General features: G+C 67.9%; 22 protein-coding genes and 1 pseudogene. 12 read left to right on the forward strand and 11 right to left on the reverse strand.

Annotation, left to right across the window (positions count from 1 at the left end):
• The first annotated feature begins 193 nt into the window (after window positions 1-193).
• Window positions 194-2,629: a glycogen/starch/alpha-glucan phosphorylase gene (locus AB0F81_RS01350; RefSeq protein ID WP_328465871.1), complete on the forward strand. Its 2,436-nt coding sequence runs from the start codon at window positions 194-196 to the stop codon at window positions 2,627-2,629.
• 17 nt (window positions 2,630-2,646) lie between these two features.
• On the opposite strand, the gene malQ is transcribed toward AB0F81_RS01350, so the two are convergent.
• The gene (malQ, locus tag AB0F81_RS01355; RefSeq protein WP_360189138.1) at window positions 2,647-4,482 is read right to left on the reverse strand and encodes a 4-alpha-glucanotransferase; all 1,836 of its coding nucleotides are present in this window, start codon (window positions 4,480-4,482) and stop codon (window positions 2,647-2,649) included.
• Window positions 4,483-4,830: 348 nt separating this feature from the next.
• Window positions 4,831-7,260 (reverse strand): phosphoketolase family protein, encoded by a 2,430-nt coding sequence (locus AB0F81_RS01360; protein ID WP_328465875.1) that lies wholly within the window; start codon window positions 7,258-7,260, stop codon window positions 4,831-4,833.
• Between the two features lie 678 nt (window positions 7,261-7,938).
• Here AB0F81_RS01360 and AB0F81_RS01365 point away from each other — a divergent pair.
• The 3 genes and pseudogenes from AB0F81_RS01365 to AB0F81_RS01375 all read left to right on the forward strand — a co-directional run.
• A pseudogene (locus AB0F81_RS01365) lies at window positions 7,939-8,304 on the forward strand (universal stress protein); the annotation flags it as partial.
• Between the two features lie 6 nt (window positions 8,305-8,310).
• Window positions 8,311-8,751 carry a universal stress protein gene (locus AB0F81_RS01370; RefSeq protein ID WP_360189510.1) on the forward strand — a complete coding sequence of 147 codons (441 nt, stop codon included), beginning with the start codon at window positions 8,311-8,313 and terminating at the stop codon, window positions 8,749-8,751.
• Window positions 8,752-8,930: 179 nt separating this feature from the next.
• Window positions 8,931-9,920 carry a nitroreductase gene (locus tag AB0F81_RS01375; protein ID WP_328465879.1) on the forward strand — a complete coding sequence of 330 codons (990 nt, stop codon included), beginning with the start codon at window positions 8,931-8,933 and terminating at the stop codon, window positions 9,918-9,920.
• A 38-nt stretch (window positions 9,921-9,958) separates the two neighbouring features.
• Here the strand turns inward: AB0F81_RS01375 and AB0F81_RS01380 are convergent, their stop codons facing one another.
• Both AB0F81_RS01380 and AB0F81_RS01385 read right to left on the reverse strand, forming a co-directional pair.
• Complete coding sequence (locus AB0F81_RS01380) at window positions 9,959-10,501, reverse strand: PAS domain-containing protein (protein WP_328465881.1); 543 nt, start codon at window positions 10,499-10,501, stop codon at window positions 9,959-9,961.
• Between the two features lie 153 nt (window positions 10,502-10,654).
• Window positions 10,655-11,035, reverse strand: a complete 381-nt coding sequence (locus AB0F81_RS01385; RefSeq protein WP_328465883.1) for a response regulator — start codon at window positions 11,033-11,035, stop codon at window positions 10,655-10,657.
• A 372-nt stretch (window positions 11,036-11,407) separates the two neighbouring features.
• Between AB0F81_RS01385 and AB0F81_RS01390 the strand changes: the two genes are divergently transcribed.
• Both AB0F81_RS01390 and AB0F81_RS01395 read left to right on the forward strand, forming a co-directional pair.
• Window positions 11,408-12,592 (forward strand): MFS transporter, encoded by a 1,185-nt coding sequence (locus AB0F81_RS01390; protein WP_360189513.1) that lies wholly within the window; start codon window positions 11,408-11,410, stop codon window positions 12,590-12,592.
• Window positions 12,585-13,061: a hemerythrin domain-containing protein gene (locus tag AB0F81_RS01395; protein ID WP_360189144.1), complete on the forward strand. Its 477-nt coding sequence runs from the start codon at window positions 12,585-12,587 to the stop codon at window positions 13,059-13,061. The genes AB0F81_RS01390 and AB0F81_RS01395 overlap by 8 nt, the downstream gene beginning before the upstream one ends.
• 54 nt (window positions 13,062-13,115) lie before the next feature.
• On the opposite strand, the gene AB0F81_RS01400 is transcribed toward AB0F81_RS01395, so the two are convergent.
• The 5 genes from AB0F81_RS01400 to AB0F81_RS01420 all read right to left on the reverse strand — a co-directional run bounded on the left by AB0F81_RS01400 (window position 13,116) and on the right by AB0F81_RS01420 (window position 19,957).
• A complete protein-coding gene (locus tag AB0F81_RS01400) occupies window positions 13,116-14,324 on the reverse strand; it encodes a globin domain-containing protein (RefSeq protein ID WP_328465887.1) in 1,209 nt (402 codons plus the stop codon).
• Window positions 14,325-14,797: 473 nt separating this feature from the next.
• A complete protein-coding gene (locus tag AB0F81_RS01405; RefSeq protein ID WP_360189148.1) occupies window positions 14,798-15,991 on the reverse strand; it encodes a GAF domain-containing SpoIIE family protein phosphatase in 1,194 nt (397 codons plus the stop codon).
• Between the two features lie 702 nt (window positions 15,992-16,693).
• Complete coding sequence (locus AB0F81_RS01410) at window positions 16,694-18,319, reverse strand: PAS domain S-box protein (protein ID WP_360189151.1); 1,626 nt, start codon at window positions 18,317-18,319, stop codon at window positions 16,694-16,696.
• Window positions 18,320-18,880: 561 nt separating this feature from the next.
• A complete protein-coding gene (locus AB0F81_RS01415; RefSeq protein WP_328465893.1) occupies window positions 18,881-19,222 on the reverse strand; it encodes a response regulator in 342 nt (113 codons plus the stop codon).
• Between the two features lie 426 nt (window positions 19,223-19,648).
• Window positions 19,649-19,957 carry an STAS domain-containing protein gene (locus tag AB0F81_RS01420; protein ID WP_360189155.1) on the reverse strand — a complete coding sequence of 103 codons (309 nt, stop codon included), beginning with the start codon at window positions 19,955-19,957 and terminating at the stop codon, window positions 19,649-19,651.
• 268 nt (window positions 19,958-20,225) lie between these two features.
• Here AB0F81_RS01420 and AB0F81_RS01425 point away from each other — a divergent pair, with 268 nt between their 5' ends.
• The 4 genes from AB0F81_RS01425 to AB0F81_RS01440 are packed head-to-tail and all read left to right on the forward strand — an operon-like array spanning window position 20,226 to window position 22,922.
• A complete protein-coding gene (locus tag AB0F81_RS01425; protein WP_360189158.1) occupies window positions 20,226-20,885 on the forward strand; it encodes a CBS domain-containing protein in 660 nt (219 codons plus the stop codon).
• A gap of 50 nt (window positions 20,886-20,935) precedes the next feature.
• The gene (locus AB0F81_RS01430) at window positions 20,936-21,424 is read left to right on the forward strand and encodes a cyclic nucleotide-binding domain-containing protein (RefSeq protein ID WP_328465899.1); all 489 of its coding nucleotides are present in this window, start codon (window positions 20,936-20,938) and stop codon (window positions 21,422-21,424) included.
• A gap of 50 nt (window positions 21,425-21,474) precedes the next feature.
• Complete coding sequence (locus AB0F81_RS01435; protein WP_360189162.1) at window positions 21,475-22,446, forward strand: nitroreductase; 972 nt, start codon at window positions 21,475-21,477, stop codon at window positions 22,444-22,446.
• Window positions 22,447-22,472: 26 nt separating this feature from the next.
• Window positions 22,473-22,922 (forward strand): nitroreductase/quinone reductase family protein, encoded by a 450-nt coding sequence (locus AB0F81_RS01440; protein WP_360189165.1) that lies wholly within the window; start codon window positions 22,473-22,475, stop codon window positions 22,920-22,922.
• Window positions 22,923-23,373: 451 nt separating this feature from the next.
• Here AB0F81_RS01440 and AB0F81_RS01445 read toward each other — a convergent pair whose 3' ends face one another.
• On the reverse strand, window positions 23,374-23,706 hold the full coding sequence (locus tag AB0F81_RS01445) for a hypothetical protein (protein WP_360189168.1): 333 nt from the start codon (window positions 23,704-23,706) through the stop codon (window positions 23,374-23,376).
• Between the two features lie 190 nt (window positions 23,707-23,896).
• Complete coding sequence (locus tag AB0F81_RS01450) at window positions 23,897-24,274, reverse strand: response regulator (RefSeq protein ID WP_360189171.1); 378 nt, start codon at window positions 24,272-24,274, stop codon at window positions 23,897-23,899.
• A gap of 592 nt (window positions 24,275-24,866) precedes the next feature.
• Here AB0F81_RS01450 and AB0F81_RS01455 point away from each other — a divergent pair.
• Together AB0F81_RS01455 and AB0F81_RS01460 are read left to right on the forward strand one after the other, a co-directional pair.
• Complete coding sequence (locus tag AB0F81_RS01455) at window positions 24,867-25,241, forward strand: hypothetical protein (RefSeq protein ID WP_328465907.1); 375 nt, start codon at window positions 24,867-24,869, stop codon at window positions 25,239-25,241.
• A 670-nt stretch (window positions 25,242-25,911) separates the two neighbouring features.
• The gene (locus AB0F81_RS01460; protein ID WP_328465909.1) at window positions 25,912-26,745 is read left to right on the forward strand and encodes a universal stress protein; all 834 of its coding nucleotides are present in this window, start codon (window positions 25,912-25,914) and stop codon (window positions 26,743-26,745) included.
• Window positions 26,746-26,997: the final 252 nt, after the last annotated feature.

Consider the following 26,997-nt stretch of genomic DNA (forward strand, 5'->3'; position numbering starts at 1 on the left):
CGAGGGGTTCGGCCGAACTTCCAGCACGTCGCCGTCACTGATGACCCTACCCACGGAGTGCTGCTCGCCGGGTCTTTCACCAACACCGGCCGAGCTGTCCGCGACTTGGGTTGCTGAGTTGACCTACCGGGACGATGGCACTGCTCCTCGTGAACGTCAATCGCCAGCAACCTTGGAAGGTCACAATGGCGGCATGGATCTTCGACACGGCATCGGGCTACGCAAACTGGGCAGGACCGCCGACGAGTTCCAGCAGGACCTGTTGAGCAACCTCTACTACCGGCGCGGCACGACCGTCGAGTCGGCGAGCGCACGGGACGCGTACGAGACGCTGTCCCAGACCGTGCGCGACCGGCTCGCCGAACGGCGGGCGCGGACCGCCGCCGCGCAGTTCGCCAGCAACCCCCGCTGGGTCTACTACCTCTCTGCGGAATACCTGCTCGGCGCGCAGCTCGAGCAGAACCTGCTCTACTCCGGCACTGGCGAGATCGCCGCCGAGGCGGTCAAGGCCCTCGGCTTCAGTCTGGAGGATTTGGAGGACCTGGATGTCGAGCCGGGTCTCGGCAACGGCGGCCTGGGCCGGCTCGCGGCCTGCCTGGTCGACTCGATGGCCACCCGTGACATCCCGGCCGTCGGCTACGGCATCCGCTACGACCTCGGGATCTTCCGTCAGGTCATCACCGAGAACGGGCAGACCGAGCTCCCCGACGACTGGGCGTTCCAGGGTAATCCGTGGGAGTTCCCAGCCCCGGACGACAGGCAGACCGTCGGCTTCTACGGACACACCGAGCCGGTTCCCGGATCAACGACCCGCAAGGTGTGGGTGCCCGCTGAGATCGTGCTCGGCGAGCCCAGCCACATGCTGGTCCCCGGGTACGGCACCGAGACCGTCAACATCGTCCGGCTGTGGAGCGCCAAGGCCAGCGAGGCGTCGTTCGACCTGTCCCGTTTCTCCGCCGGGCAGTACGCCGAGGCCGTTCAAGAGGCGGTCCGGGCCGAGAACATCAGCAAGGTCCTCTACCCCGACGACAGCACCGAGCTGGGCCGGGAGCTGCGGCTCAAGCAGCAGTACTTTCTGGTGTCGTGTTCGCTGCGGGACATCATCCGGCGGTTCCGGCTGCGTAACGAGGGCTGGGACGAGTTCGCCGGGAAGACGGTGATCCAGCTCAACGACACGCACCCGACGATCGCGATCCCCGAGCTGATGCGGCTGCTCGTCGACGAGTACGAGGTGGAGTGGGACCGGGCCTGGGAGATCACCCGGAAGACGTTCGCGTACACCTGTCACACCCTGCTGCCGGAGGCCCTCGAAACGTGGCCGGTACACATGTTCGAGCGGCTGCTCCCCCGCCACCTGGAGATCATCTACCTGATCAACATGCTGTTCCTGCGCGAGGTCGAGGCCCGGTTCCCCGGTGACACCGACCGGCTCCGGCGGATGTCGATCATCGGCGAGGAGCCGCGGATGGTCCGGATGGCGCATCTCGCGGTGGTCGGCACCGAGGCCGTCAACGGGGTCGCCGAGCTGCACTCGAAACTGCTGCGCGAGACGGTGCTCGACGACTTCGCCGAGTTGTGGCCGGGCAAGTTCCAGAACGTCACCAACGGCGTTTCGCCGCGCCGGTTCGTGAAGCTGGCCAACCCGCGCCTGTCCGACCTGATCACCGAGGGTCTCGGCGGTGACGGCTGGATTCGCGACCTGGAACAGCTCGCCGGCCTGGAACCGCTGGCCGGAGACGCCCGGTTCCTGGACCGATGGGCGGCGATCAAACGTGCCAACAAGGCGCACCTGGCAGTCGGTGATCCCGACTCGCTCACCGACGTGATGATCAAGCGGTTCCACGAATACAAGCGGCAGCAGCTCAAGCTGCTCCACGTCATCTCTCTCTACCACCGGATCCGAGACAACCCGGGCGGTGACTTTGTGCCGCGCACGATTCTGTTCGCAGGCAAGGCGGCCCCTGCTTACCACGCGGCGAAGGACATCATCCGGCTCATCGCGACGATCGCGGCCCGGATCGAAGCGGACCCGGTGGTCTCGCCGTACCTCAAGGTGGTCTTCCCCTCGAACTACAACGTCACCCTGGCGGAAAAGATCATCCCGGCGACCGACCTGTCCGAGCAGATCTCGCTCGCTGGCAAGGAGGCGTCCGGCACCGGCAACATGAAGCTCGCGCTCAACGGCGCGCTCACCATCGGCACCCTGGACGGCGCCAACATCGAGATCCGCGCCCGGGTCGGCGACGAGAACTTCTTCCTCTTCGGGCTGGACGCCTACGAGGCAGCCCAGGCCCGAATCAACGGCTACCACCCACGCGCCTTCTACGAACAGGACGACGAGTTGCGCGCCGCCCTCGACGCCCTCGGCTCGGGCGCCTTCGGCGACGTCGGCCAGCGGGTCGCCGGCTCCCTGCTCGGCTGGGACGAATACCTAACCCTCGCCGACTTCCGTTCCTACCTCGACGCTCAAGAACAGGTCGAACAGGCATGGCATGACCGGGACCGCTGGACCCGCATGTCGATCCTCAACACCGCCCGCAGCGGCTTTTTCAGCTCCGACCGCACGGTGGCGGACTACGCCGCCCGCGTGTGGCGCGTCGCCGCCGTGACGGTTGCCCGCGAGGACTGATCGGATGTGTCAGGCGGCTACCGACGGCTGATGGCGGCGATCACGTCGTTGGCCAACGGTGCATTCAGCAGGTCCTCGACCGGTGCGGGCAGGCCGATGCGCCAGTTCGGGTAGTCGTCGATAGTGCCCGGCATGTTGGGCCGCTCGGTGACTCCGGCGGCATCATCCAGCGTGGCAAGCACGACGCGGGATGGGCAGGCCGCCAGTTGCCGGTACTGGGCGAGGATCGCCGCACGTATTTGGTTGGTGCCGATCGGCTGTGACGCCTCGATGCCGGCCTGGCAGCGTAGTTGGTCTCGCGTTTGTTCGATGTCAGTGGCGTCGAAGGCTTTACCGATGCGGGCCATGTCACGTTGGTCGGAACCCGTCAGGATGCCGGTGATGGTGGCCTGGTCGTGGGTGCCGGTTGTGCCGACGGTGTTCTCCGGATTCCCGGCGCAGCGTCCGGCGATCTCGGTACGGTAGCCGAGCATGCCGATTGCGGCCATGGTCTCTCGGATGCCGTCGGCGACCGTGCCGATGTCCTCACCGACGATCCATGCTCCCGCGCGGCCGGCCTCGATGCGAAGTACCGCGAGCAGTGCGTCGACCGGGTAGCGCACGTGGGCGCCGTCTGTGATCCGGCCACCGACCGGGATCCAGAATAGTTGCCACAGCTGCATGACGTGGTCGATGCGCAGGGCGCCGGCGTGCCGCAGTGCCGAGCGAACCAGGTTGCGAAACGGAGCGAATCCGGCAGCGGCCAGGGCGTGCGGGTCGAATGGCGGCAGGGTCCAGCGCTGGCCCTCCCGGTTCCAGGGGTCAGCGGGGCAGCCCACCTCGAAGTTGAGGGCCAGCAGATCCTGGTGCAGCCAGGCGTCGGCGGAGCCGAAGTCAAAGCCGACGGCGGCGTCCAGGCAGATGGTGGCCCCGTTGCGGCAGGCTACCGCCAACTGCCGGTCGGCGACCCACTGGCACCACATGTGGAAGCGCACCCGGTCGGCGTGCTGCGCGGCGAACGCGGCTACCGCCGGTGCGAGCGGGTGGGCGAACTCGGTGGGCCAACCTCGCCAGTCGCCGCCGTACGTTTCCGCCAGCACCGTCCAGGTCGCGAACGAGCTCAGATCGTCACCATGACCTGTGGCCCAGTCGCGGAACTCAACCGGCTCCTCATCACGGACAGCCGCCCAGATCCGCTCCAACGCCTCCCCTTTGAGCCGGGAGACAGCATCCCGGTCGATTCGTCGGTTGGCGTTGAGCGATCGGCCTTGCGCAGCCAGGTCGGACAGGTTGACGCGTTCGGCGCCGGGAGCGTCGCCGGGCGCGATGTGCAACACGTTGAGCCACTGCCGGCTGGCCGGGCTGTACGGGGAGTTCGGGGCGGGGCAAATGGGGGCCATTGCGTGCACCGGGCTGACCAGTAGCACCCCCGCCCCGCGCGCCGCGACTGACCGGGCGATGAAGGCCAGATCACGGAAGTCGCCGATTCCCCACGAGTCACGGCTGCGAGCGGCGTACAGCTGCACCGCGAGTCCAGAGGTTCGTGGCGGCTGCGGCAGGTATTCCTCGGCGGCCAGCACCTGATGCACCGTTCCGTCGTCAGCAGTCAGCGTGTGGTAGCCGACCCGGTCTACGACACCGCAGACCCGACTTGTCGTACCGTCCTCGTACTGCAACTGCCCGTACAACCGGGGGTGGTGCCGTCCAGGAGTGGCCACGATCGGCTCCGTCGCGAGCATGCTGCTACGCAGAAACCTATCGGCGAGGGCGCGGCGGGTCGAGTCGGCTAGCGTCCGCTCGACGCCGAAGGCATCGACGTAACCCGGCACGACCCCGAGAGCGGCGAGGTCAACAACAGGCGATGGCGCAGTCATGCCGTTCACAGTCGCGGTTACCAGTTGTCACCGGCCGCATCTCCAGGGAGCGATCCGGGTGCAGGGCCCCACACGGTTCACCGTCAGGTCCATGATCCTCGGCTTGCCGGCGTCGTCATGCCGGCGCCGGTGCCGCGACGTGGTTCACCGTCCACTCCCAGCTGGCCGACGAACGGATCACCGTCTCCAGCGGACGCCATAGCGAGCGCGGTGCCCGCAGCCGCGGGCCGCGCGTAGAAGACTGGCGCGTCACCCGTGGACTATGCGGTCTATCTGACAGTGCGCCCCAGGGAACGACACGGGCGGGTCCGTGCCAACCTCGGCGCCGGACCTGCCCGTCTTCGTCGGTCAGTGCTGGGCCCAGTCGCCGAGGGACCAGTCCCGGACCTCCGGCATGTCCTCGAGGTGCTCGACGACGTACCGTTCGTGCTTGGCCAGTTGCGCCTCGCACCAGGCCTTGAGGTCGGTAGCGCCGGTCGGCAGCCGCTTGGCGTTGTTGATCGCGTCCATCACCAGGTGGTAGCGGGACGCCCGGTTGCGCACCGTCATGTCGAACGGTGTGGTGGTGGTGCCCTGCTCGATGAAGCCGCGCACCCGGAACCGGTCGGCGTCCGGCCGGCCGTGCACCAGCTGGTGGATGGCGCCCGGGTAGCCGTGGAACGAGAACACGACATCCACGTGGTCGGTGAACAGTTCCCGGAACATGGTCTCGCTCATGCCGTGCGGGTGGTCCTTCGGCCGCGGCAGGGTCATCAGGTTGACCACGTTGACCACCCGCACCTTGAGCTGCGGCAGCTTCTCCATCAGGATTCGGGCGGCCGCCACGGTTTCCATCGTCACCACGTCACCGGCGCAGGCCAGCACGATGTCCGGGTCGCTGCTGCCGTCGTCGGTGCCGGCCCACTCCCAGATGCCCGCGCCCTTCTTGCAATGCTCGATCGCCTGGTCCATGTCGAGCCACTGCAGCTGCGGCTGCTTGTCGATCACGATCAGGTTGATGTACGACTTCGACCGGAAGCAGTGGTCGGCCACCGAGAGCAGGGTGTTCGCGTCCGGCGGCAGGTAGACCCGGGCGACGTCGCCGCGCTGGGTGAGCACCACCTGGATCAGGCCGGGACCCTGGTGCGAGAACCCGTTGTGGTCGTTGCGCCAGGCGGTCGAGGTGAGCAGGATGTTCAGGCTCGGCACCTTGGCCCGCCAGGACAGATGCGAGGCCTCCTGCAGCCATTTGCCGTGCTGGACTGTCTGCGAGGCGCTGACCATGGCGAACGCCTCGTAGGTGGCGAACATGCCGTGCCGGCCGGTCAGGTTGTAGCCCTCCAGCCAGCCGTGGCAGTTGTGCTCGGAGAGCACCTCCATGACCCGCCCGTTACGGCTCAGCTTCACGTCGTCGTCGGTGACCGATTCCATGAAGCCGCGGTCGGAGACCTCGAAGACCGCGCCGAGCCGGTTGCTGTTGGTCTCGTCCGGGCAGAACAGCCGGAACCGGTCCGGGTTGCGGGTGTAGATGTCACGCATCAGCTCGCCCAGCTTGCGGGTCGACTCCGCCCTGCCGCACGCCGGCTTGTCCACGCCGATGGCGTAGTCCCGGAAGTCGGGCATGTCCAGGTCGCGAGTGAGCAGGCCGCCGTTGGCGTGCGGGGACGCGCTCATCCGCAGATCCCCGTCCGGCGCAAGAGCGCGGACCTGCTCGACCGGGGCCCCGGTGGCGTCGAACAGCTCCTCCGGCCGGTACGAGCGCAGCCACTTCTCGAGCTCACGCAGGTGATCCTCGTTGCCTTTCACCCCGGACAGCGGCACCTGGTGCGAGCGCCACGTGCCGGTCACCGTGATGCCGTCGATCTTCTCCGGCCCGGTCCAGCCTTTCGGCGTACGCATGACGATCAGCGGCCAGCGCGGCCGCTGGCCGTCCCACGCCCCGCCACGGGCAGCGTCCTGAATCTTCTGGATCTTGTCCCAGGCTTCGGCGAGCACCGCCGCGAACCGGTGGTGCATCCCCGGTAGGTCGGCTCCCTCAACCTCGAGCACCTCGTACCCGTGGCCCTCGAGGAGCTTGCGCACCTCGGCCGGGTCTTTGCGGGCCAGCACCGTCGGGCCGGCGATCTTCGCGCCGTTGAGGTGAAGGATCGGCAGGACCGCGCCGTCGTGCGCCGGGTTCAGGAAGGAGATGCCCTTCCAGGAACCCTCCAGAGGCCCGGTTTCGGCCTCGCCGTCACCGACCACCGCGATGGCGAGCAGGTCCGGGTTGTCCATCACCGCGCCGAAGGCGTGCACCAGCGCGTAGCCGAGCTCGCCGCCCTCGTGGATGGAGCCGGGGGTGGTCACCGAGACGTGGCTGGGGATGCCGCCGGGGCTGGAGAACTGCCGGAACAGCCGCAGCATGCCGCCCTCGTCGAGGCTCACCTTGGGGTAGACCTCGGAGTAGGTGCCCTCCAGGTAACCGGCGGCGACCAGGGCGGGGCCGCCGTGCCCCGGACCGGCCAGATAGATGGCCTGCTGGCCGGTCTGCTTGATCAGGCGCGACACGTGGGCGTAGATGAAGGACAGGCCGGGGCTGGTGCCCCAGTGCCCGAGCAGGCGTGGCTTGATGTGCTCGTTCTTGAGCGGCTCCCGCAGCAGCGGATTGCCCTGCAGATAGATCTGACCGATCGTCAGATAGTTGTTAGCCCGCCACCAGGCATCGAGGCCGGCGACTTCGGCGTCGTCCGGTGCGGCGAGCCGCCGCACGACTTCTTCATGGTCGATCCGGGTGGCCCGGTTGTCCGAAACGGCGGTCACAGATGTGGTCCTCTCGTTGCGATGGCACCTCGATCGAATGCTATTGACGCGCACGGTGGCTCGCAGCGAAAGGACGATTCCGTGGCCAGTGCCGTGCGGTCGTGTTCGCAGCTCAGGCTGTGCAGCGCCGAGATCTTGTGAGTGACACGCCGGGCGAGGCGAGTGTCCGATGATTTGCCGTCCTGTGTACGGCAGGCGGCGGGCCGCTGGCCATGGCGAGTCGATGGCCCCTGGGCCGGCTGTCCGAGATTGTCACTCCGGGGTCGCGGCCACGGAGGTCGCCGAGGCCACGGCCGTCGTGAACCACCTTCGCCGCAGTCGTTGCCCAAGTAGGAATACAGCGGCGCAGCGGGCGCACGCCGATCCCCTCACGCCGGAGTCAGTGACCGCTTCACCGTCCCCTTGGCGGATGCATCGGGCAGGGCTGGCCAGCGAGTCCTTGAAGGCCGCCGATCAGAGCGCGTGCGCGGCATGCCGGTGGGTCGGCCGTGCGGTACGCCATATCGGTGAATGGCGGCCGTGTTGCGCCGCCGAGGGACTTTCGGCCCTGAACAAGTACCGCCCCGCGCGGTCACTGTGAGCTGTGAAGGACGTCACCGCTGGTGTTCGCCGGAAGGTCCCTTTGCTGAGACCCGAGGTGGCGCCGGTTGCGGTTTCCGAACGAGGAGGGCGAGCAGGATGCGTCGCTCAGTTGCGGTTGGTGTCGGAGGAGCCGGCGGATGGAATGCCCTGGCGTGGGCCGTCGAGCAGGGCCATCAGTCCGGGGGCCGGCTGGTGTTGGTGCACGTCTGCCCGCCGGGATCAATGCTGGACCGCGGTGACGGTGAACCGACGGCTGCTGAGGTGGAACTGACGGATCCAGGGCTGGCTCGCGCTGTCACGGCCAGCCGCCGGAAACTGGGCGGTCGGCGGGTTGGGCTGACCATTCGTTCGGGAGACGCCTCGTCACGGCTCGTCGAGGCATCATCGGGGGCTGACCTGCTGGTCGTCGGCGCTGGCGGCAGGACCTCCCGCCGGGTCCTGCGCGGTGCACACTGCCCGACTGTCATCGTGCGCAACACAACGCCACAACCGCAGGAATCGTTCGCCGGCATGGTGGTCGTCGGCGTCGATGCCAGTGCCGCCGGTGGCGCCGCAGTCGACTTCGCCTTCGCTTTCGCGCAAGAGCATCGGCTGCCGCTCGCCGCGGTTCATGTTCTCACCCACCGCGAGCGGCAGCCGGAGGCAGCCGTACAGCGCCTGGCCGACGATGTCGTTGCTCGGCAACGCACCTACCCGGATGTGCCCGTCGTCTCAACGGTGTTGCACGGCAATGTCGCCGCCGCTCTGATCCAGGCCGGTGCAGGCGCTGCCCTGCTCGTGGTCGGCGACAAACGACGCGGGCCGCTCGGCCGGGTCCGCACCGGCGATGTCGTCGTGACCGTCGCTGACAAGGCCCCGTGCCCGGTCGCGGTGGTACCCGCCGATCAGCGATCCGGTGACCCGCTATGAGCGCCCACGAGCGGTGCTGGATCACCGGTCGGCCCGTGGGGAGGTGAGCGGCCAAACCGCCTCGACAGCGTCGGCCAGAGGAACGAACCCGCAAGCAACGCGGCAGCACGAGCTTTCACCCAGACGTGGTCGCAACGGGGAAGGCCGGCTCGACCAGAACCGTCAGGACCTGCAAACCCGTGACGTGGAAGGCAACGAACATGATCCCGGACCCGTCCAGCATGCTGACCAACGCCGCCGTCTTCGCCGCGCGGGCACCGTCGCTGCACAACACCCAACCTTGGCACTGGCACGTCCATCACAACACCCTCGAACTGTCGCTGGACACCCGACGGGTGCTGCCGGCCACGGACCCGGACGCCCGGCTCGCCATCCTCAGTTGCGGCGCAGCCCTGCACCATGCCGTGATCCGGCTCGCCGCCGACGGACAGGCCGTGACCGTGCAGCGCCAACCCGACACCGCCGATCCGACCCTGCTGGCCCGGGTGCGGGTAACTGGCACCATGCTTGCCGACCAGGATGCGGTGGCGCTGGCAGAACAGGTGCCACACCGCAGAACCGATCGCCGTACTGCTACGGCCGCCCCGGTCGATCTCGACTTGGTCCGGCGGATCCGGGAAGCGGTCAAAAGCCACGGATGCGGCCTCATCCCGTTGTCACCGCGGCAACTGGTCACGCTCGCGGAGGCGGTCGAGGCCGCCCACCACGTCGAAGCCCTCGACCCGCAATGGCAGGTGGAAGTAGCAGGCTGGGTCGGTGGGAACCGTCCCGACGGGACCGGCATCCCCACCACTGCACTGCCAGAGGATCCCTACCTGCTGACCGCGCCGGCCCGGGCCTTGCGCCGGGCCGGGGCCGCTCTCATCGCGGACTCGCAGCAGCGGGCGGCGGTGTTCACCGTCCTGCACGGACCCGACGATCTCCCGCAGACCTGGCTGCGAGCCGGGGAAGCGCTGTCCGCGGGCTGGCTGACCGCGACCAGCACCCAGATCGCGGTCCTGCCGCTGAGCATCGTCGCCGAGGTGGCCACCACCCGCGACCGCATCCGCGCCGCCTTGAACTTCACCAGCCACCCGTTCCTGGTGCTGCGGCTGGCCGCAGCGGGCAGCAGCATCGCGCCCTCGGCCACCCCACGGCTGCCGGCAGCGGCAGTCATCACCCGATCCTGAACCGTGCGGACGGAGGTAGCCGACAGCAGCACGACGGGTCAGTGCGTGTGCCGGTTGGTCAGCACCCAGACGAACTCGTCGTACTGCAGCCCTACGTCCGAGAGCGCCTCCTGCAGCGCCCGTGAGCCGGCAGCGACAGCCGCATCGCCCGTAGAATGGCGTCGTTCCTGCTCCAGGATCTTCTGGTAGAGGATGTGGATCTCGCCGACGGCCTCCCGCGACGGCAGCCGCCGGTTGGAGTGATAGCCGACAACGTTGCGGTCCGCGTCGTACGACGGAGTGATGTGTGCGAAGACCCAGTAGTGGGCGCCGTCCGCGGCCAGGTTCAGGACGTAGGCGAAGATCTCCTGCCGCTGCTTGAGCGTGTCCCACATCAACTTGAACACCGCCCGCGGCATGTCCGGATGCCGGATGATGTTGTGCGGCTGCCCGACGGCTCTTGCCTCAGCCAGCGCCGCGACGCGCAGGAAGACGTCGTTGCAGTAGGTGATGACACCTCTCGGGTCCGTCTTAGTGACGATGAGTTCATCCTCGCGGAAAGTCCGCTCGATACCAGTCGGCTGGACCCGCACTGCCCTCATACGGGCATCTTCTCCCAGCGCGCCGCGATGTACCTCCTGATCGCCGGCGAAGCTGAGGTGGCCGCGACGGGGAAATGGTGCTACCGGTCGGCCGCTACCCCACCTCACCTGGTGACCCCGCGGTGAACACAAGAGCAAGAACCGTGTGCCCGGTCATCGGAGTCGACGGGGATTGGGTGTGGTGGCCAGCACGTCGTTGACCTCGGCGCGTAGTGACCGAGGAGCGAATGGTTTTGTGATCCAGCGGGTGAACAGGCCGTCAGGGACTGTCGACTTGGTGGCGGCGGCGGTGACCAGGATGGCAGGAACGTCGTTACGGCTGGGGCTCTTCCGTAGTTGTCGCACCAGGTCGGCGCCGGTCATGTCCGGCATATGGAAATCGGTGATGACCAGGTCGAGGTCGCGGCTGGCAGCGTGGGCGAGCGCCGGTGTCGGCCCGGATGCGGCGAGAACCTCATGGTCGGCGCCCTGCAGAACGAACACGATCAGATCCAAAATGTCGGGGTCGTCGTCGACGACCAGGATCACCGCCATGGCACCGTCCATCCGCCTGTCGTTTCGAGGGATGGTCACAGACTGTCCGGTGGTTGAGTGCAAGCCGGGTTTGGTCGCGGTGCGAACCGGTTGCATGTCTTGTGCACGGTCCAACCGGTGACGGACCGCCTCGACGTGGTCGGTAGGGGTCCCGGCAGGGCGGGTCCAAAGTCCCTGTTCGCGTGGGTTGCGCCCAGGGAACCTGATGAGGCAGACCTTCAGGCCGTTCCTCGCGATGCGGCCGGTCTGTGGACAGCAGCGATGGGCACGGGCTGCCCGTCGCTTACCGACGTCGAAACAGCGGAGAGTTCCATGAGCAGTTCGTCGGCCCGCCTCACACGGGACCCTCACCCGAACGGCCGTCCGGGGTTGATGCTGACACTGGCCACGGTCGGGTTCGCGGTGAACTTCTGGGCATGGGCGCTGCTCAGCCCGCTCGCCGTCCGGTTCACGGCCGCTCTGAATCTCAGCCCGTTCCAGCAGGCGTTGCTGGTGGCCGTACCGGTGGTGGTCGGCTCGGTCGGCCGGATCCCGGTCGGGGCGCTGACTGACAAGTTCGGTGGCCGGCTCATGTTTCCGCTGGTGTCGCTCGCCACCATCGTGCCGGTGCTGTACCTCGGCTTGCTCGGGCACGGCTCCCTGGCAGCGCTGCTGATCGGTGGGTTCTTCCTCGGCATCGGCGGCACCGCGTTCGCGGTCGGTGTCCCGTTCGTCAGCGCCTGGTTCCCGCCGCAGCGGCGCGGCTTCGCCGTCGGTGTGTTCGGTGCCGGCATGGGTGGCACCGCGATCAGCGCGCTGACCACCGTCAAGCTGGTCGACGCCGGCAGCACCGCGACCCCGTTTCTGATCACCGCTGCGGTGCTCGCCGTCTACGCGGTCGTCGCCTGGCTCGTCATGCGTGACGCCCCGGACCGGCCGGTGCCGACCGCCCCGCTCGCCGCCCGGCTTGGCGCGACGCTACGGCTGCGGATTACCTGGCAGGCGTCGGCCTTGTATGCGGTCGCGTTCGGCGGCTACGTCGCGTTCTCCGTCTACCTGCCCGCCTATCTGAAGACCGCGTACGGGCTGGCCCAGGCCGACGCCGCCAACCGGATGGCCGGGTTCGTCGTCCTCGCGGTGATCATGCGCCCCGTCGGCGGGTGGCTGTCCGACAAGGTCGCCCCAAGCCGGGTGCTGGCCGCCAGCCTGGGCGTGGTCCTCGTCGGTGCGGCCGTGCAAGCGTTCACCCCGGGCCTGGCACCGGTCGGCACGATCGCGTTCCTTTCCATGGCCGCCGCGCTCGGTGCCGGCAGCGGTGCCACGTTCGCCCTGGTCGCACAGGTCGCTCCGGCCAACCAGGTCGGCTCGGTCACCGGCATCGTCGGCGCGGCCGGCGGACTCGGCGGGTTCGTGCCGCCGCTGATGATGGGAGCAATCTACGGCAGTTTCGAGTCGTACGCCCTCGGCCTGGCCCTGCTCGCCGTGGTCGCCCTGGCCGCCCTGCTGCTCGACATCCTGTCGGTCGCCCGCAGCGCCGGCCGCGAGACCGCACGAGGCGGGGAAGTCGTTCATGTGTGAGTACTGCGGCTGCCAGGAGGTCACCGCGATCGGTGACCTGACCCGTGAACACGACGAGGTCGTTGCCCTGATGAGTGACGTGCGTACGGCACAGGCCGCTGGCGACGTCGACGGCATGGCGGTGCTGGCCCGCCGGATCAGCGAGATCCTCAGCCCGCACACTGCCGTGGAGGAAGAGGGACTTTTCCCTCTGCTGGCCCCCGACTTCCCCGATCAGGTGGACGCGTTGCGGACCGAGCACCGCCACGTCGAGGCCGTTCTCGGCGCCGCCGCCACCGCAACGCCGGCCGACCCGGACTGGCCAGCTGCGTTCATGGATGTGCTGTCGGAGTTGCGGGCGCACATCCTCAAGGAACAGGACGGTGTGTTCCCGGCCGCGTTGACCACGCTCGACGGTGCCGACTGGGACGCCGTCGACGCCGTCCGTGCCCGCGTCGGCAGCGGTCTGCATCACGACGCCACCGCCTGAGCGAGCAGAAGACGTTGCCGCCCGCACCGCGGGCGGCTACGTCGCTTTCAGCTGTCAGTCGGTGTCGGCCTGCCACAAGTCCGGGCCGAACACTTCGTATTGAATGTCACGCACACCGACACCTCGTTCGAGCAACGCTCCACGAATCGCCTGCATGAAAGCGATCGGCCCGCACAGGTAGTAGACCGCGTTCTGCGGCAACTCCACCCCGCTCAGGTCCATCATGCCGGCGTGCGCGGCGGCGACGGGAAGCTCACTGCCGCTCCCGTCCTCGTACCAGACGTGTAACGCCGAGCCGGGCAGCCGGGCGAGATCGCCGACAAGCTGCTGCCGCAGCGGGAACGACGCTTCGTTGGCGTCGGCGTGCAGCAGCGTCACGTTCAGGTGCGAACCGGCCGCGACCAGGTGCGAGATCATCCCGGCCATCGGGGTGACCCCGATCCCGGCGCTGACGAAGACCACCGGCCGGCCGCCGTCGTCGAGGACGACATCGCCGTACGGCACGCTCATGGTTAGTTCGTCGCCGACCTGAACCCGGTCGTGCAGGAACGTCGACACCTCCCCGTCGGGTTTCCCGCCGCCGTGCACCCGCTTGACCGCGAAGTAGCGGTGCTCGCCGTCGTCGGCGCGGGTCAGGCTGAACTGGCGCGGCTGACGCACGCCGTCCGGCATCAGCGCGTTGACGGTGATGTACTGGCCGGGCAGCGACGTCTTCACCGGCCGGTCGTCGACCCGGCGCATCACGAACACGGTGACGTCGTCGGTTTCCCGGATCTTCTCGGAGACCGCCCACTGCCGCCACACCCGTTCCGCGGTGACCCCGCGGGCGCTGTACAGGCCGCGCTCCTGATGGATCAGCGCGTACGCCATCAGCCAATAGACTTCGTCCCACGCGGCTGCGACCTCCGGGGTGACCGCGTCACCGAGCACGTCACCGATCGCCCACATCAGGTTGTCCCGCACGATCTGATACTGGTCGGGGCGGATGCCCAGCGACGCATGCTTGTGCGCAATCCGGGTTAGCAACCGCTCCGGCAACTGCTGCGGGCTCTTCACCAACGCAGTGGCGAACACCGCCACCGACCCGGCCAGGGCCTTCGGCTGGCTGCCCTCAGCCTGGTTCCCGCGGTTGAACATCCCGTCCTGTAAATCCGGGTGCTCGGCGAACATGTGGGCGTAGAACCGGTTCGCGATCTCCTCGATGTGTTCGCCGACAACCGGCAGCGTGGCCTCGACAATCGGCCGGGCCTTGTCCGACAGCACAGTGACCTCCCGGTGAAAGACGGCACCCTGATGTCTGGACGCGGCAGTCCAGATTCAGGGCAGTTGATGAGTACCCCGAGTGGCATCGGCCACTCTCCCGCGGCGCTACCTCCCCGCAGGGACGGATCTTTCCGAGACTAACCACGTTCCGCCGGACAACCGCCGGAGATCAGCCAACGCGCCCCGACATTTCGCTGCCGCTGATATATATTGCCCCGCCGCATGTTCGAGCTCAGGCCGAGCTCAACCAACGGGGAACGAGCGACCTTCTTGAGAGATCGGTGTGCCCGACGGCAGTGTCCGGAGCGTTCACAGCATTCGCGGCCGTGCCTGACCCTGGCAGGACCAGAACATGCACACCCCGATCGGCATCGCCGAACGGCTCACTGCCTCCGTGCGCTGGACGAGGAGCGAACCGCATCGAGGGCGCCGCAGGCCCGGACAACCCGCATGGTGAACGCTTCGGAGTGACCTTACCGACGACGTGAAACTGCCAGCAGCGCCATGTCATCCTCCGGCTGGCGTGGGGCGGCCGCCATGATGGCCGAGCACACGCCCTCCGCGGTGTCCGCGCAGGCGGCGGCCAGCAAGCCTCGGATACCCACGTCGATAGGTTGATCGCGGCGTTCCACCAGACCGTCCGTGTAGCAGACCAGCGTACCGGCGGAGGGAAATGCCATCGTGACGCTGCGGCGGTCGAGCCGCAGCTCGCCGGTACCAAGGGGAGGATCGACCGGGATATCGGTGAGCTCCACAGCGTGCCCGCCGGCGCACAGTATCGGGCGCAAGTGACCAGCCGAGGAGATACGTACGGCCGCCCGTTCAGGAGAGATCATCAGATAGAGACAGGTGGTGAAACGATCGTTCTCGAAATGGTGCACCTCGCGATCGAGAAAGGACAATGCAGCGGCAGGATCCGCGCACAGCAGCGAATACGAACGCAGTGCGCTGCGGGCACGCCCCATCGCGACCGCGGCAGATGGCCCGCGACCGCAGACATCACCCATGACCACCCCGAGCCATCCCGATGGCAGTGGAAAAGCGTCGTACCAGTCTCCACCGACACCGGAATCGTCGACCGGCACGTAACGGGCGGCAAGTTCGAGACCCGCTACGGTCGGCAGCCCCGCGGGTATCAGGCTCCGGCTCAACGTGGATACGGCGATCCGCTCACGCGCGTACTCGCTCAGACGCCTCACCTCACTCAGCCGATCAGCTGCGGATTGGAGCATCTGCACATCCTCGGCGGTGAAGTCCCGCCGCGTCAGCGTGCCTACATGCAGAACCCCGACGAGTTGCTCATCTGTAATGACGGGTGCGCCAAGGAGAGATCGGAGACCTCGCTCGATCAAAACCGGATTAACAACATTGGCGGAGTTGACATTGTTGATAGTGATCAACTGACGGCTTTTTGCGATCTGGCCGGCAAAGCCGCGCCCGTACGAAATGCGGATTCCATGGAGGAGTTCTTCTTCCAGGCCTCTGGCCGCGACAGGAATGAGCTGGCCAGCAGTCTCGTCGAACAGTAGGAATGTCGCGGTGTCGGCGCTGAGAAGCTTCCGGATCTCGTCGAGTGGGTTCGCAGATTGAATCCGAGACAACGCGGCACAGGTGGAATCCGCGAATCTGCGGAGTCGTTCACTGCGCTGCATGTTGGCTGCTGCCACACGCGAAGCGTATGCGTCGGCGCATCAGACGTCAGTCTGGTGCCTCCTTAGGGTGCCGCAATGCTGCCGCCCACCGGGCAGACTCATGCCGAGGATCAGGGCGGTCGATATGGCTGGATGACGCCGTTCCCCTGGCGACGCGGGATGCCGGGCGGCGAATGTTTGCACCTGGACGGTCCGGCACCGTGCCGGACCGGTGTGGGACGGCCGGCTGGATGGTGCCGAAGCTTTCAGGCGGCGTGGGCGCTGTTTTGGTCCGGCGCGGCGCCGCCAGGTCGTACGGTTGGCGACATGCCTGCCGAGCCTGGCCCACTACTCGCCGGCCTCGTATCCCGGCTCGACTCGACCTTGTTAGTGCTGCGGACGAGGGTGTGCCGGCTGGCCGAGGGCGGAGTGCCGCCGATTGAGCTGGTGGCTGTCCATGCCGCGCTTGATCAGATGCAAGCAGCAGTGGCGCAGCTGCGGTGTCGCGCCGCCGACCTGTTGACTGCGGCAGCGGATGACGGCTCGGGGCAAAGCGATGACCTCTCGGCCGAACCTACCGTCGGGAGACGGGCGCTCAAGCCGTGGACACACCTCGGCAGCGAGGTGCCTGATCACGGCCCGACGACAAACCGGCGCGGGTCTTATGACGGGTTCGGCGGGTGGAAGTCCGGTCCGCACGGTCACGACCGACGGTGAGCCTGGTAGAGGCCAGCCGGCTCAGCCGGCAAGTGCCTGATGGACCGCGGTCAGCAGTTCCCGCCGGGTGAACGGCTTCTCCAGCAGCGTGTTCGCCGGGTCGAGGGTGCCGTGAGTGGCCAGGAACGGGGTGGCGTACCCGGACATGAACAGCACCTTCGTGCCGGCACGCTTCGCGGTGACGCGTTCGGCAAGCGCGGTACCGAGCATGGTGGGCATCACCACATCGGTCAACAAAAGGTCGATTGAGCCGGGATGCCGGTCGGCCAACTCGACCGCGGCGGCGGCGTCATTCGGGGCCAGTACCTGGTATCCGCTGGTGTCCAGCAAGCGGCGGCACACCTGCCGCAGACTGGGTTCATCCTCGACCAGCAACACCGTCTCTCCGTGCCCGGCAAGCTGATCCAGCCTGGGCTCCGCGGGGCGTGCGGTCGTCGGCCGTTGATCAGTTACCGGCAGCAGAATGCTGAAGGTGGTTCCCACACCCTCCTCGGAGCAGACCGTGACGGTTCCGGCGGCACCGGTCACGATCCCGTACACCATTGCCAGGCCCAAGCCGGTGCCTTGACCCGGTGCCTTCGTGGTGAAGAACGGTTCGAAGATCCGGTCGACGACCTCGCGGGGCATGCCGGTGCCGGTGTCGCTGACCCGCAACCGCGCATACTCACCCGGTTTGATCGCCGGGCCGTGTGTGACGTGGTCGCCGTCGACCATGACGCTGTCGGTCTCGATACTCAGGGTGCCGCCACCCGGCATGGCGTCGCGGGCGTTGACGGCCAGGTTGACCAGAACCTGTTCGAGCTGTCCCGGATCGGCCATGATCGGTCCGCAGTCACCGCCGCAGGTGATGGACAGGGTGATGTGCTCGCCGATCGAGCGGCGCAGCATGTCCTCCACGCCGTGCACGACGGTGGCCCAGTCGACGGCCTGCGGCCGCACGACCTCCTGGCGGGCGAAGGCCAGTAACTGCCGGGTCAGGTCACCGCCGCGGCGGGCGGCTCGCATGATCTGCTGCGCGTCCTGACGGACCTCAGCCCACATCTCCGGTCCGTCCCCGGCCGGATGCTGTTCGTCGGCGCTGTCCGAGATGAATGCCGCATAGTTGACGATCACGGCGAGAAGATTGTTGAAGTCGTGGGCGACACCACCGGCCAGCTGACCCAGGCTCTCCATCCGTTGGGTGCGCAGCAGCTGGGCTTGCAGTGCCGCCCGGTCGGCTTCCTCCCGCAGCCGGACCCGTTCGGCCTCGGCGCGTAGCCTGTCGCTGATGTCGCGAACCGCCGCGGATACGATCAGTCCGCTGTCGGTACGCAAACCGCTCAGGCTGATCTCAGCGGGAAACACCACGCCGTCCTTGCGGCGCGCCCGTAGCGGTTCACCGCCGCCCATGGCCCGGTGCACCGCGTTGGCGAAGTACCGCTCTCGCATTTCACGGTGTGCCTGCGCGAGGTCGTCCGGAACGAGGACCTCGATCGGTTGGCCGATCAACTCGTCCCGGCCGTAACCGAACAGCCGCTCGGCCTGCCCGTTGACGAACACGATCCGCCCGTGCCGATCCGCACCGACCATCGGGTCCGGCGCCGCATCGACCAGTTGCCGAAACAGCGAGTCGTCCGGCACCAGGTGCTTGTCGTCGGCTGTAGTCACCGGTCCGCTCCGTCCCAGTAGCGGCGGAGTCTGCCGTGCGGCGGCCAGAGCTGTCCCGGCGGTGCGCTGGTAGCGCCGACCGGACGAAGGACCGCGCTGGTACCCAACAACGTGGCCACCCCCTTTCGCGTCGACCCGGTGTTCTTCGTACCGCATCGTCGGACGAGCGACTGCCACATACGCAAACCCGCACCGCCTCGACGGCGCCGTGTCCAATGCGAGAGGGTGTGCCGGCCGCACACCAGAAGCGGTAGGACATGCTACAAAGCCTGGTGGGTCCCGCGGCCTGGGCCGTGGGTTGATGCGGCGGGGATGATCATCGCGAACCGCCGTACCCGATGGCGTGACCTGGTCGCTGTGAGGAGAGAAGTCACCGCTGCACCACGATAGGACTGGCGTTCTCGGATCAAATCTATGCCTGGCGTCCGCGGATCGACGCTCTGTCACCTCGCTGGCCGGCGGCCGTGACCGGCTCCTTTGCGCAAGGCCGGACCAGGGCCTCCGGCTGACGTGAGTCGGCCCCTTCGATCGGAACCCGGGAGTGTCTTCGGTGCTGCGCTGTCACGGGCAGGCGAAGGGAACCTGACCGTCCTCATGTCCGCTGTGCAGGGCCTTGTCGACGCAGCCGACGAGCTCCCGCGGCTCGAACGGCTTACGCAGAAACCCGGTCGCCTGCGCGTCTTCCGGTAGGGAGTCACCCGGCATCAGGCTGTCGCTGGCGAACACGACCGGCAGATTGTTCGTCGTCGGATCGGCTCGCAGCGCCTGACACAACTCGACGCCGGTCATTGCCGGCATGTCGATATCGCTTACCACCACGTCGGGAACATGTTCCCGGATCGCTTGGAGGCCTGCGCCGCCGTCGGCGGCCAGAACCACTGTGTGCCCGGCCCTGCGGAGCACCCTGCCGATGATTTCGCGGATGTCACTTCGTCTTCTGCCACGACAACAGTGCCATTATTTGCCGGCTCACCCGTTCTGGGCCGTCCGAGTGGCGCGCATAATCCGCCGATCGAGTGCAGCCCGGAGGCCTCCGCCGCCGATGAAGTGCGGCTGGCAGGCATCGCAGCTGTGCCGCCCGACTGCGGGTGGCCGTGTTGCAGAGCGTCGCGTGCGCAGCAGCGAGCGACAGCCGCTGACCGGCCACAGGGGTGTGGCGCTTACCGCGGTGCGCAGCCGAACACGTCGGCCAGGCCGGTGACTTCGAGTTGGCGGCGAACGAGACCACTGCTGCGCTCGACGGTGACCGTGGTACCAGCCTGCCGCGCGGGGCGGTGACCACGCCTATCGCCGGCGTGTGCCGGCGGAAGTTTCGGCCGCGTTGGCGATCTACTGCGCTTTCAACGTGTCCCACAGCCCGACGATCTCCAGGATCCGGCGCACACCGGGCTGCGGATTGGCGATCCGCAACCGTATTCCGCGCGAGGCGGCCGCACAGTATCCCTCGTCAAACGCCGCGAGGCCGGATGAATCACAGAACGTGACTTCCGCGAGGTCCACGACGACGTCACGGACACCGTCGGCGCTGACCGCCTCGTTGACGGCCTGCTGGACGTCATCCACGGTCGCCATGTCGATCTCTCCGTACACCCAGATGTGGATCACGTCTGCTGATGTGCGGCCGCTGGTGACATTCATCGATGTTCCGCTCCGTCATGCCGGTCAGGCCGGCTCAGCGTAGCCGCCCGTTCGGGCATGTGGCATGCCGTTGTCGCGGATACCCCGACACGGCCCTGGGGGCTGTTGATCACCGGCCCGGCTGTGCAGGCGGACGTCGGCGAACGCCCGTCGGGGGCCGAAAGGCCCGACGCGGAGGTCTGCCGGTCCTGCCCCAGCGGGCCGCGCGGGTTCTACCGTGAAAAGTGACGAGGAGGACGTGATGCGAGTCTGGACAGTCGGTGACGTGATGACCACGGCGGTCGTGACCGTCGACCCGAGCGCTTCCTACCGTGCGGTCGTCGATCTGCTGGTTGAAAGGCGGATCAGCGCGGTGCCGGTCGTGGACGAGGCCCTGCAGGTTGCTGGCGTGGTATCCGAAGCCGACCTGCTCCGCAAGATTGAATATGCGGGAGATGAGAAGCCGCGGCTGCTCGAGGGCCGCCGACGGCGCGGTGAACGGGCGAAGGCCACGGTAGGCACCGCCGCGGATCTGATGAGCGCCCCACCGGTGGTAGCCCGCGCCGACATGTCGATCGCGGCCGCGGCCCGGCTGATGGACGCCGAGCACGTCAAGCGCCTGCCAGTCGTTGACGACCTCGGCAGGCTGGTCGGGATCGTCGCGCGCAGCGACCTGCTGAAGGCGCATCTGCGCCCGGACGACCAAATCCGCGAGGACGTGGTCGACGGCATGCTGGCCGCCTACTTCGCAGACGGCGTCGACGATGTCGACGCACAGGTGAGTGGTGGCGTCGTGACGCTCACCGGAAGGGTGGACCTGGCCTCGACCGCTGAGTCGGCCGGTCACGTCACCCGGCAGGTGCCCGGTGTGGTGACCGTGGTCAACGCGATTACCTGGGTTGTGGACGACCGGCAGACGGTGACCGGCCTCGGATACGGCGTCGCCTGAACATCGCCGGACCGGCCTATCGTCCGGCCATTTGAGAGAGTAGGTGCGTCATGTCGTCGTTGAATGTCTACGACCAGCTGGCCATGCACGACTTCGCCGCCGACCTGCCCGCCGACTGGCTGCACCGGTGGGCGGAGTATGGCCGGCCGGTGTTTCACCCCAGCCAGCACCGCCTGTTCTCCGCAGGCGACCCGGCGAACAAGTTCTGGCTGATCAACTCCGGCGCGGTTGTGCTGGACTTCGCGGTGCCGGGCCGTGGCGACATCGTCATCGAGCGGCTGCGGCACGGCTCGGTCGTCGGCTGGTCCTGGCTGATCCCGCCCTACCGGTGGCGGTTCGGGGCCGTGGCCGCCGAAAACGTCCACGCCATCGAGTTCGACGCCGCCCGGGTACGCGACATGATCGCCGACGACCCGCAGCTCGGCCGTGACCTCAACGCCCGCTTCCTAGCGGTGCTCGCCGACCGGCTGCACCACGCCCGCGCCCGGCTCGCCGAACTGTACGCCTACCCGGACGCCGATCCGGGACAGCTCCGCTGACCCGGTCGCCCTGGTGCCAGGGCGACAGCTGACTGAAAGGGAGCGCGGCGATGACGACACCACTGGACGAGCAAACTCTCGCTCGCTGCGTGCAGACCGCCGCGCTCGCACCGTCGCTGCACAACAGCCAACCATGGCGCTTCCGGATCGCCGACGGCACCGTCGACGTGTTCGCCGACCGCAACAGGCAACTGGAGGTTCTCGACCCGGCAGGCCGGGAACTGCTGATCAGCGTCGGCGCGGCCGTGTTCACCCTGCGCCTCGCCATCGGCGCGCAGGGCCGGATACCGCAGCTCACCGTGTTGCCCGACCCGGAGCTGCCCGATCTCGTCGCCCGGATCCGGACTGGCCGTGCCACGACGCCGTCGGCGCAGGTCAGTGCCCTGACCGCCGCGATCACCGCCCGGCACACCAACCGGCGCCCGTTCGCCGACGCCGTCGTGCCCGCCGACAGTATGGAGCAACTGTCCGTCGCCGCCGCCCAGGAAGGCGCCGTACTCACCCGGGCGAGCGCGGTCAGCCGCGACACGATCATCGGCCTCGGCCAGGCAGCCGAGGCGCGGCTCCGGGCCCGCGGCAGCTACCGCGCCGAACTCGGCCGATGGACCCAGCCCCGCACGCACCGGCGCGACGGCATCCCACCTACCGCCTACGGGCCGTGGGACGCTATGGAACACATGCCGCTGCGCGACTTCGGACTGGTGCACCGGCAACCGTCGCGCCCCACCGAACGGTTCGAGGCCCACCCGACCATCGCGGTGCTCGCCACCGACGGCGACGCCCCGCCGGACTGGATCCGGGCCGGACAAGCGCTGCAACGAGTCCTGCTGACCGCGACCTGCCTGCACCTGGCCACCACCCCGATCAGCCAACCCGTCGAAATCCCCGCGGTGCGTGAAATGCTCACCGACACCTCCAGCAACCGGTGGGCGCAGATGATCATCCGGCTCGGCTACGCGGAACCGGCCGCGGCGACACCCCGTCGCACCCTCGACGACATCCTCGAAAGGCTGCAGCCGTGACAATGACCCGACGTTGGCGGCGATGGATGTACCGCGACGGCCGCCCCAACCGGCTGGCCCGGCTGCTGAACCGGCTCTCGGCCGTACAGTTCAGCACCGGTTTCCTGGCCCCGACCGGCTGGGTCACGCTGGAGGTGACCGGCCGAGTCAGCGGACGCCCGGTCGTATTCCCGCTGGTCGTCGCCGACTATGAAGACGAACGGTATCTGGTGTCGATGCTGGGGGAGAACGCGAACTGGGTGGCGAACGTGCGCGCCGCGAACGGCGAGGCGATGCTGCGGCACGGTCGAGCCCGTCCAGTTCGGCTCGTCGATGTGCCGGTCGCCGAACGGGCCCCGATCCTGCGCCGATACCTGGACGTCGCGCCAGGTGCACGTGCCCACCTGCCAGTCGACCGGACAGAGCCAGTGGGGCAGTTTGAACGGATCGCCGCGAACTATCCGGTCTTCCGCATCTCGGCGCAGACCGAGCACTGACGATCGTCCCCGGCGAGATCGGCGACCTCGGACAGCAATCCCGACGCAGGGCACAAAAGATTGCGGCGAGCCCGCCCAGCGCTGGACGTGCCGGGCGCGAATCCGTATCGGCCGAGGCGGCGATTGGCAGGTCCTTGCCGCGCGGTTCACGCCGCCACGCCCGGCGCACCTACGCCTTCTCCCTCAACAGCCTGCGGTTCTCCTGCAGCATGTCGCTGGCCGGCCGATCAACGCGTTCGCCGGCATCGGCCTACCGGATTTAGCTGCGCAGCGCTTCCGGATGGGCGTTGAGCTGTTCCGCGTACCGCTGGATCTTGGGCCCCGGGCTGCACGAAATGGATTCCCGCACAGTTGGGCGGATATGAAAGCGGACCGGGTCGCCGGCGCAGACGAGAGGCAAGAGGTGGCGATCGCTGTCAGGTGCTCTGCCTTGGTATCGACACCACGCCGGTCAGGGACTCTGGCTACCAGAGGTGTGGGAGGAGCGCGGTGCCGCCGCGCCTTGTTCCGTGAGGTGGGTATCCACGGCGGAGTTGAGGTCGGCCATGAACACTTGGAACTGTTCCAGAAGCTGGGGCGGCGGGTAGTGCGCCATGGCAGTGTCGAGGCGGTAGGCGAGCGGGCCGAAGAACTCGTCCGCCCGCCCCTGGATGCGCCCGCCGCTACGCAGAGTGATGTTGCGCCGGTCGGAGTGCTCGCGGGCACGGATGATGTGCCCTTCCGATTCGAGACGATTCAGCAATGCGGTGGTGGCTGGCGTGGACAGGGGGATCCGCTCGCTCAATCAGAGCGAGTCCGTATGCGACCTGTGCAAGAGAACCGGGCTGAGGCTGCCGCCAACTCGGTGGCCCGCCCACCAGCCCGACCAGGAAACGACAATGGCGTGCTTCCCGGCCGCATTCCACGAAACGCCATTTGATGTTCCGGGAGCCGTCCGGCGCCCAGCTCAACCCGTGGCTGTCGAGCGTTCGGTATCAGTGCCTGCTGGCAATCACATCACAGAGTTCGGCGATGAGGCGGCGAGGCGACACGGGCTTCGGCAGGTACCGGTCAGCTCCGGCGTGGAGTCCGGCCTCCACGTCGTACTGATGGACGCCGGCGGAGTACATGAGGACGGCGGTGTTGTTGATTTCGGGTGTGCTGCGGACGAGCCGACACAGGTCGATGCCGTTCATGTCGGGCATCCGTACGTCGGTGATCAGGCCGACCGGTTGAGCGTTGGCGAGGATGCGAGCGGCGGTTCTGCCGTCACGGGCACCTACGGTCTGATACCCGGCGGACTCCAGCGCGATCGTCAGCAGTTCACGGATGTCCCGGTCGTCCTCGGCGACGAGCACCAGGTCCTTCTTCATCGCGATACCCTTTCTGTCGGCTGCGCCCTGACCATCGGCCGGTGCAGGCTGCCGTTCAGTTGCCTGCCGTTGCATCTGCGGAGCGAGCCGAGAAGCCGCTGCCAGAGCTTCCCAGGTCACGCGGCCGCCGCGGCCAGTCCGCCTGCCGCACCGAGAGAGCTGCTGTAGCGGCCCGGATCGATGACGGTTCGTTGCCCGCATGACGGCAAGCAGATTCGCGCGTGCGCTCAACGCAGGGACAATGTCTGTCCATCCCACGCCGCCGGGAATCGGCCTTCTGTGCTGACCGTATCGCAGTGCTGCTGTCGGCCAAGGCTTCACGAACTGGTCCTGGCCGCCGCGGGCGGGGCCGCGACGAGGCCTCCATACCAACCCGCGTGGCCGGGGCTGTCGGTGCTGACGCATCAGCAGAGCGGGGCCGCGATGCGAACCGGCACCAGTTGAGCCTGCCCACGTCCGCTACCGACCGGCACGGGCGAGGGCCACTCTTGCTGGCCTGCCACCAACCCGCTCTCGTCGTGCACCGGACGGGAACCAGGCCGCCGAGACGATGGTCAGCCGAGCCTCAACCCGTCGTCGCAAGGACACCACCATGACCGAGCTACCGGCCACCGCCACGCCGGCGACCAAGACCGACCAGCCCCGCCCCGCACGGCCCTGGCAGCAAGCCGGACACCCTCTGGTGCGGGTAGAGGCCACCGCGGACACGATCTACCCGTACGCGCTGCAGATTGGCGACCACGCCACGACCCGGATACCGATGACTGCAGCCGCCCTGCGGTCGCTGCGGGATGCGCTGACCGCGCTGCTCGCCCACACGACGCCGGCGGCCGCGGAGGACTTTGTCAATGATTGGGCCACGGCACACGGAGCCATGGTCGTGACCAGCCCACAAATCGCCGACGTGGACGTCCCGGACGCACCTTCTCTGGCGGTGCCATCGCGCGTGTACGTGATGGCAGCCTGACCGTGCAATCCTCGGCTCGCTCAGGTCCAGGTCGCAGGTGGAACGGGAACGGGACGAAAGTCCCTGGCCGCACCGCCCCATTCGGCGTGATCATCAAATCCTGATCTTTCGCCTACCCGGATCTGCTCAAACGGTCGGCAGGCCGGGCCGAGATACCGGCCGACCGATATCCACTCCAGGTCCGCAGCCGCTCAACTGGGGCTGCGGCCCACTTCACGACTGCGGACGGAAGGCGGCCCCGACGTGAGTACATCGACTGAAGAACGCCCCGCGACACCAGCACCCACCACATCCACAGGCCCTCCCCGCCGCTACGCCACCCCTACCGGTGCGCCATGCCCATACACCGTGCGCGCCGACGGGTCGGTCGACGGCGACGGCGACGGCGACTGCCGCGGCTGCGGAACGTGCCTGCTCGGCGCTGGCTGGGAATCCTGACCAAGCCCACCAGTACAGCGTCGACAGTGGTGCCGCGGACGGTGAGGAGCTGCGGGCTGGACACCTACCTGCCGTGTGTTCGGGCATTGCCTTCGGCCGTGAGAGCAACGGTCTCCGGGCGCCGGTACAGACGCTGCTTTCAGTGGTTGTAGGGCAACCCGGGCCTCCAGCCCCATCAATCAATGCCGATCGGCCCTGCCGGCCTACGGCAACGCGGGCATAGCCTGCGAACATGCGTAGCGTCCGGCCAGCCGATTCGAAGCCGCCCGTGGTGGTGGTCGGCGTCGGCGACATGCTGGATGCGCTGAACGCTGTAGACGTCGCCGCGATGGAAGCGGCGTACCGGGACGTCCCGTTGGTCGTTGTCCATGCGTGGCCGAGCGGGCAGGGCGAGTCAGCCCGATACCGGACGCCGGACTCCTCGCAGGGGCGTCATCTGCTCGGCCTAGCGGTCTGTCGCGCGCAAGCCGCTGCCCCGGGGCTGCAGGTCACCACTGAATGGGTGAATGACAGCCCTACCCAGGCGCTGGTTCAACGTTCGACGTCCGCCTCTCTGCTCGTGATGGGGCACCACGACACGGTGGGACCTCACGACGGATGGGGATCGACCACGGCGCGGCTGGCGCATTGCAGCAGTTGTCCGGTGCTCGTGTACCGAGGGCAGGCATCGTCTCAAGGTCCAGTGGTTGCCGCCGTGCACAGCGATCAGACCGCGGTCCTCGCGCGTGCCTACGAGATCGCAGCCCGCGGTGGGCGTCACCTCGTGGTGGTTCAGATGGACACCGAGACGTCGACCGGTGCTGCGCTGGCTGGCGACCGGATCGGCGAGGTGATCAACGCCTGGCGGAGTACTCGGGCGCGGGTCCTGGTGGATCGGCTGCTCGTCAGCGACGTCGATATCGCTCACGCGATGCAGCGAGCGTCCTGGCGGGGCCGTCTTCTCGTGGCCGGTATAGACCACGACAGCCCGTTGACCAGGGCCGTCTCCGGTTCGGCGGGCGTAGCGCAGGTCAGCCACCAGCTATGCCCCGTCCTGCTCGTGCCAACCAACTGGCATGCGGCGTAGGGGTGCAGCGGCCATCGCGCTCAACGCAGCGGATGGACGGTGGCGGGACTGCAACGGCGGTGCCGCGGGGAGCGTCGCCGCCGCTGACGAGGCGGGCCGGCCTGGCGGCAAGGGCAACCGGTTCACCATGGGCGAGCCGGCATCAACGGTTGTCAGCCGACCCTGTCCGCCAGCAATGGCCGGGCTTTCCGCTTCCCCGTAGACGACGCGGACAAGTGGGGCATCGCATGGGCGAGAGCGGAGGAGGCCGCG

Source organism: Actinoplanes sp. NPDC024001 (assembly GCF_040638955.1).
Taxonomy (GTDB): Bacteria; Actinomycetota; Actinomycetes; order Mycobacteriales; family Micromonosporaceae; genus Actinoplanes.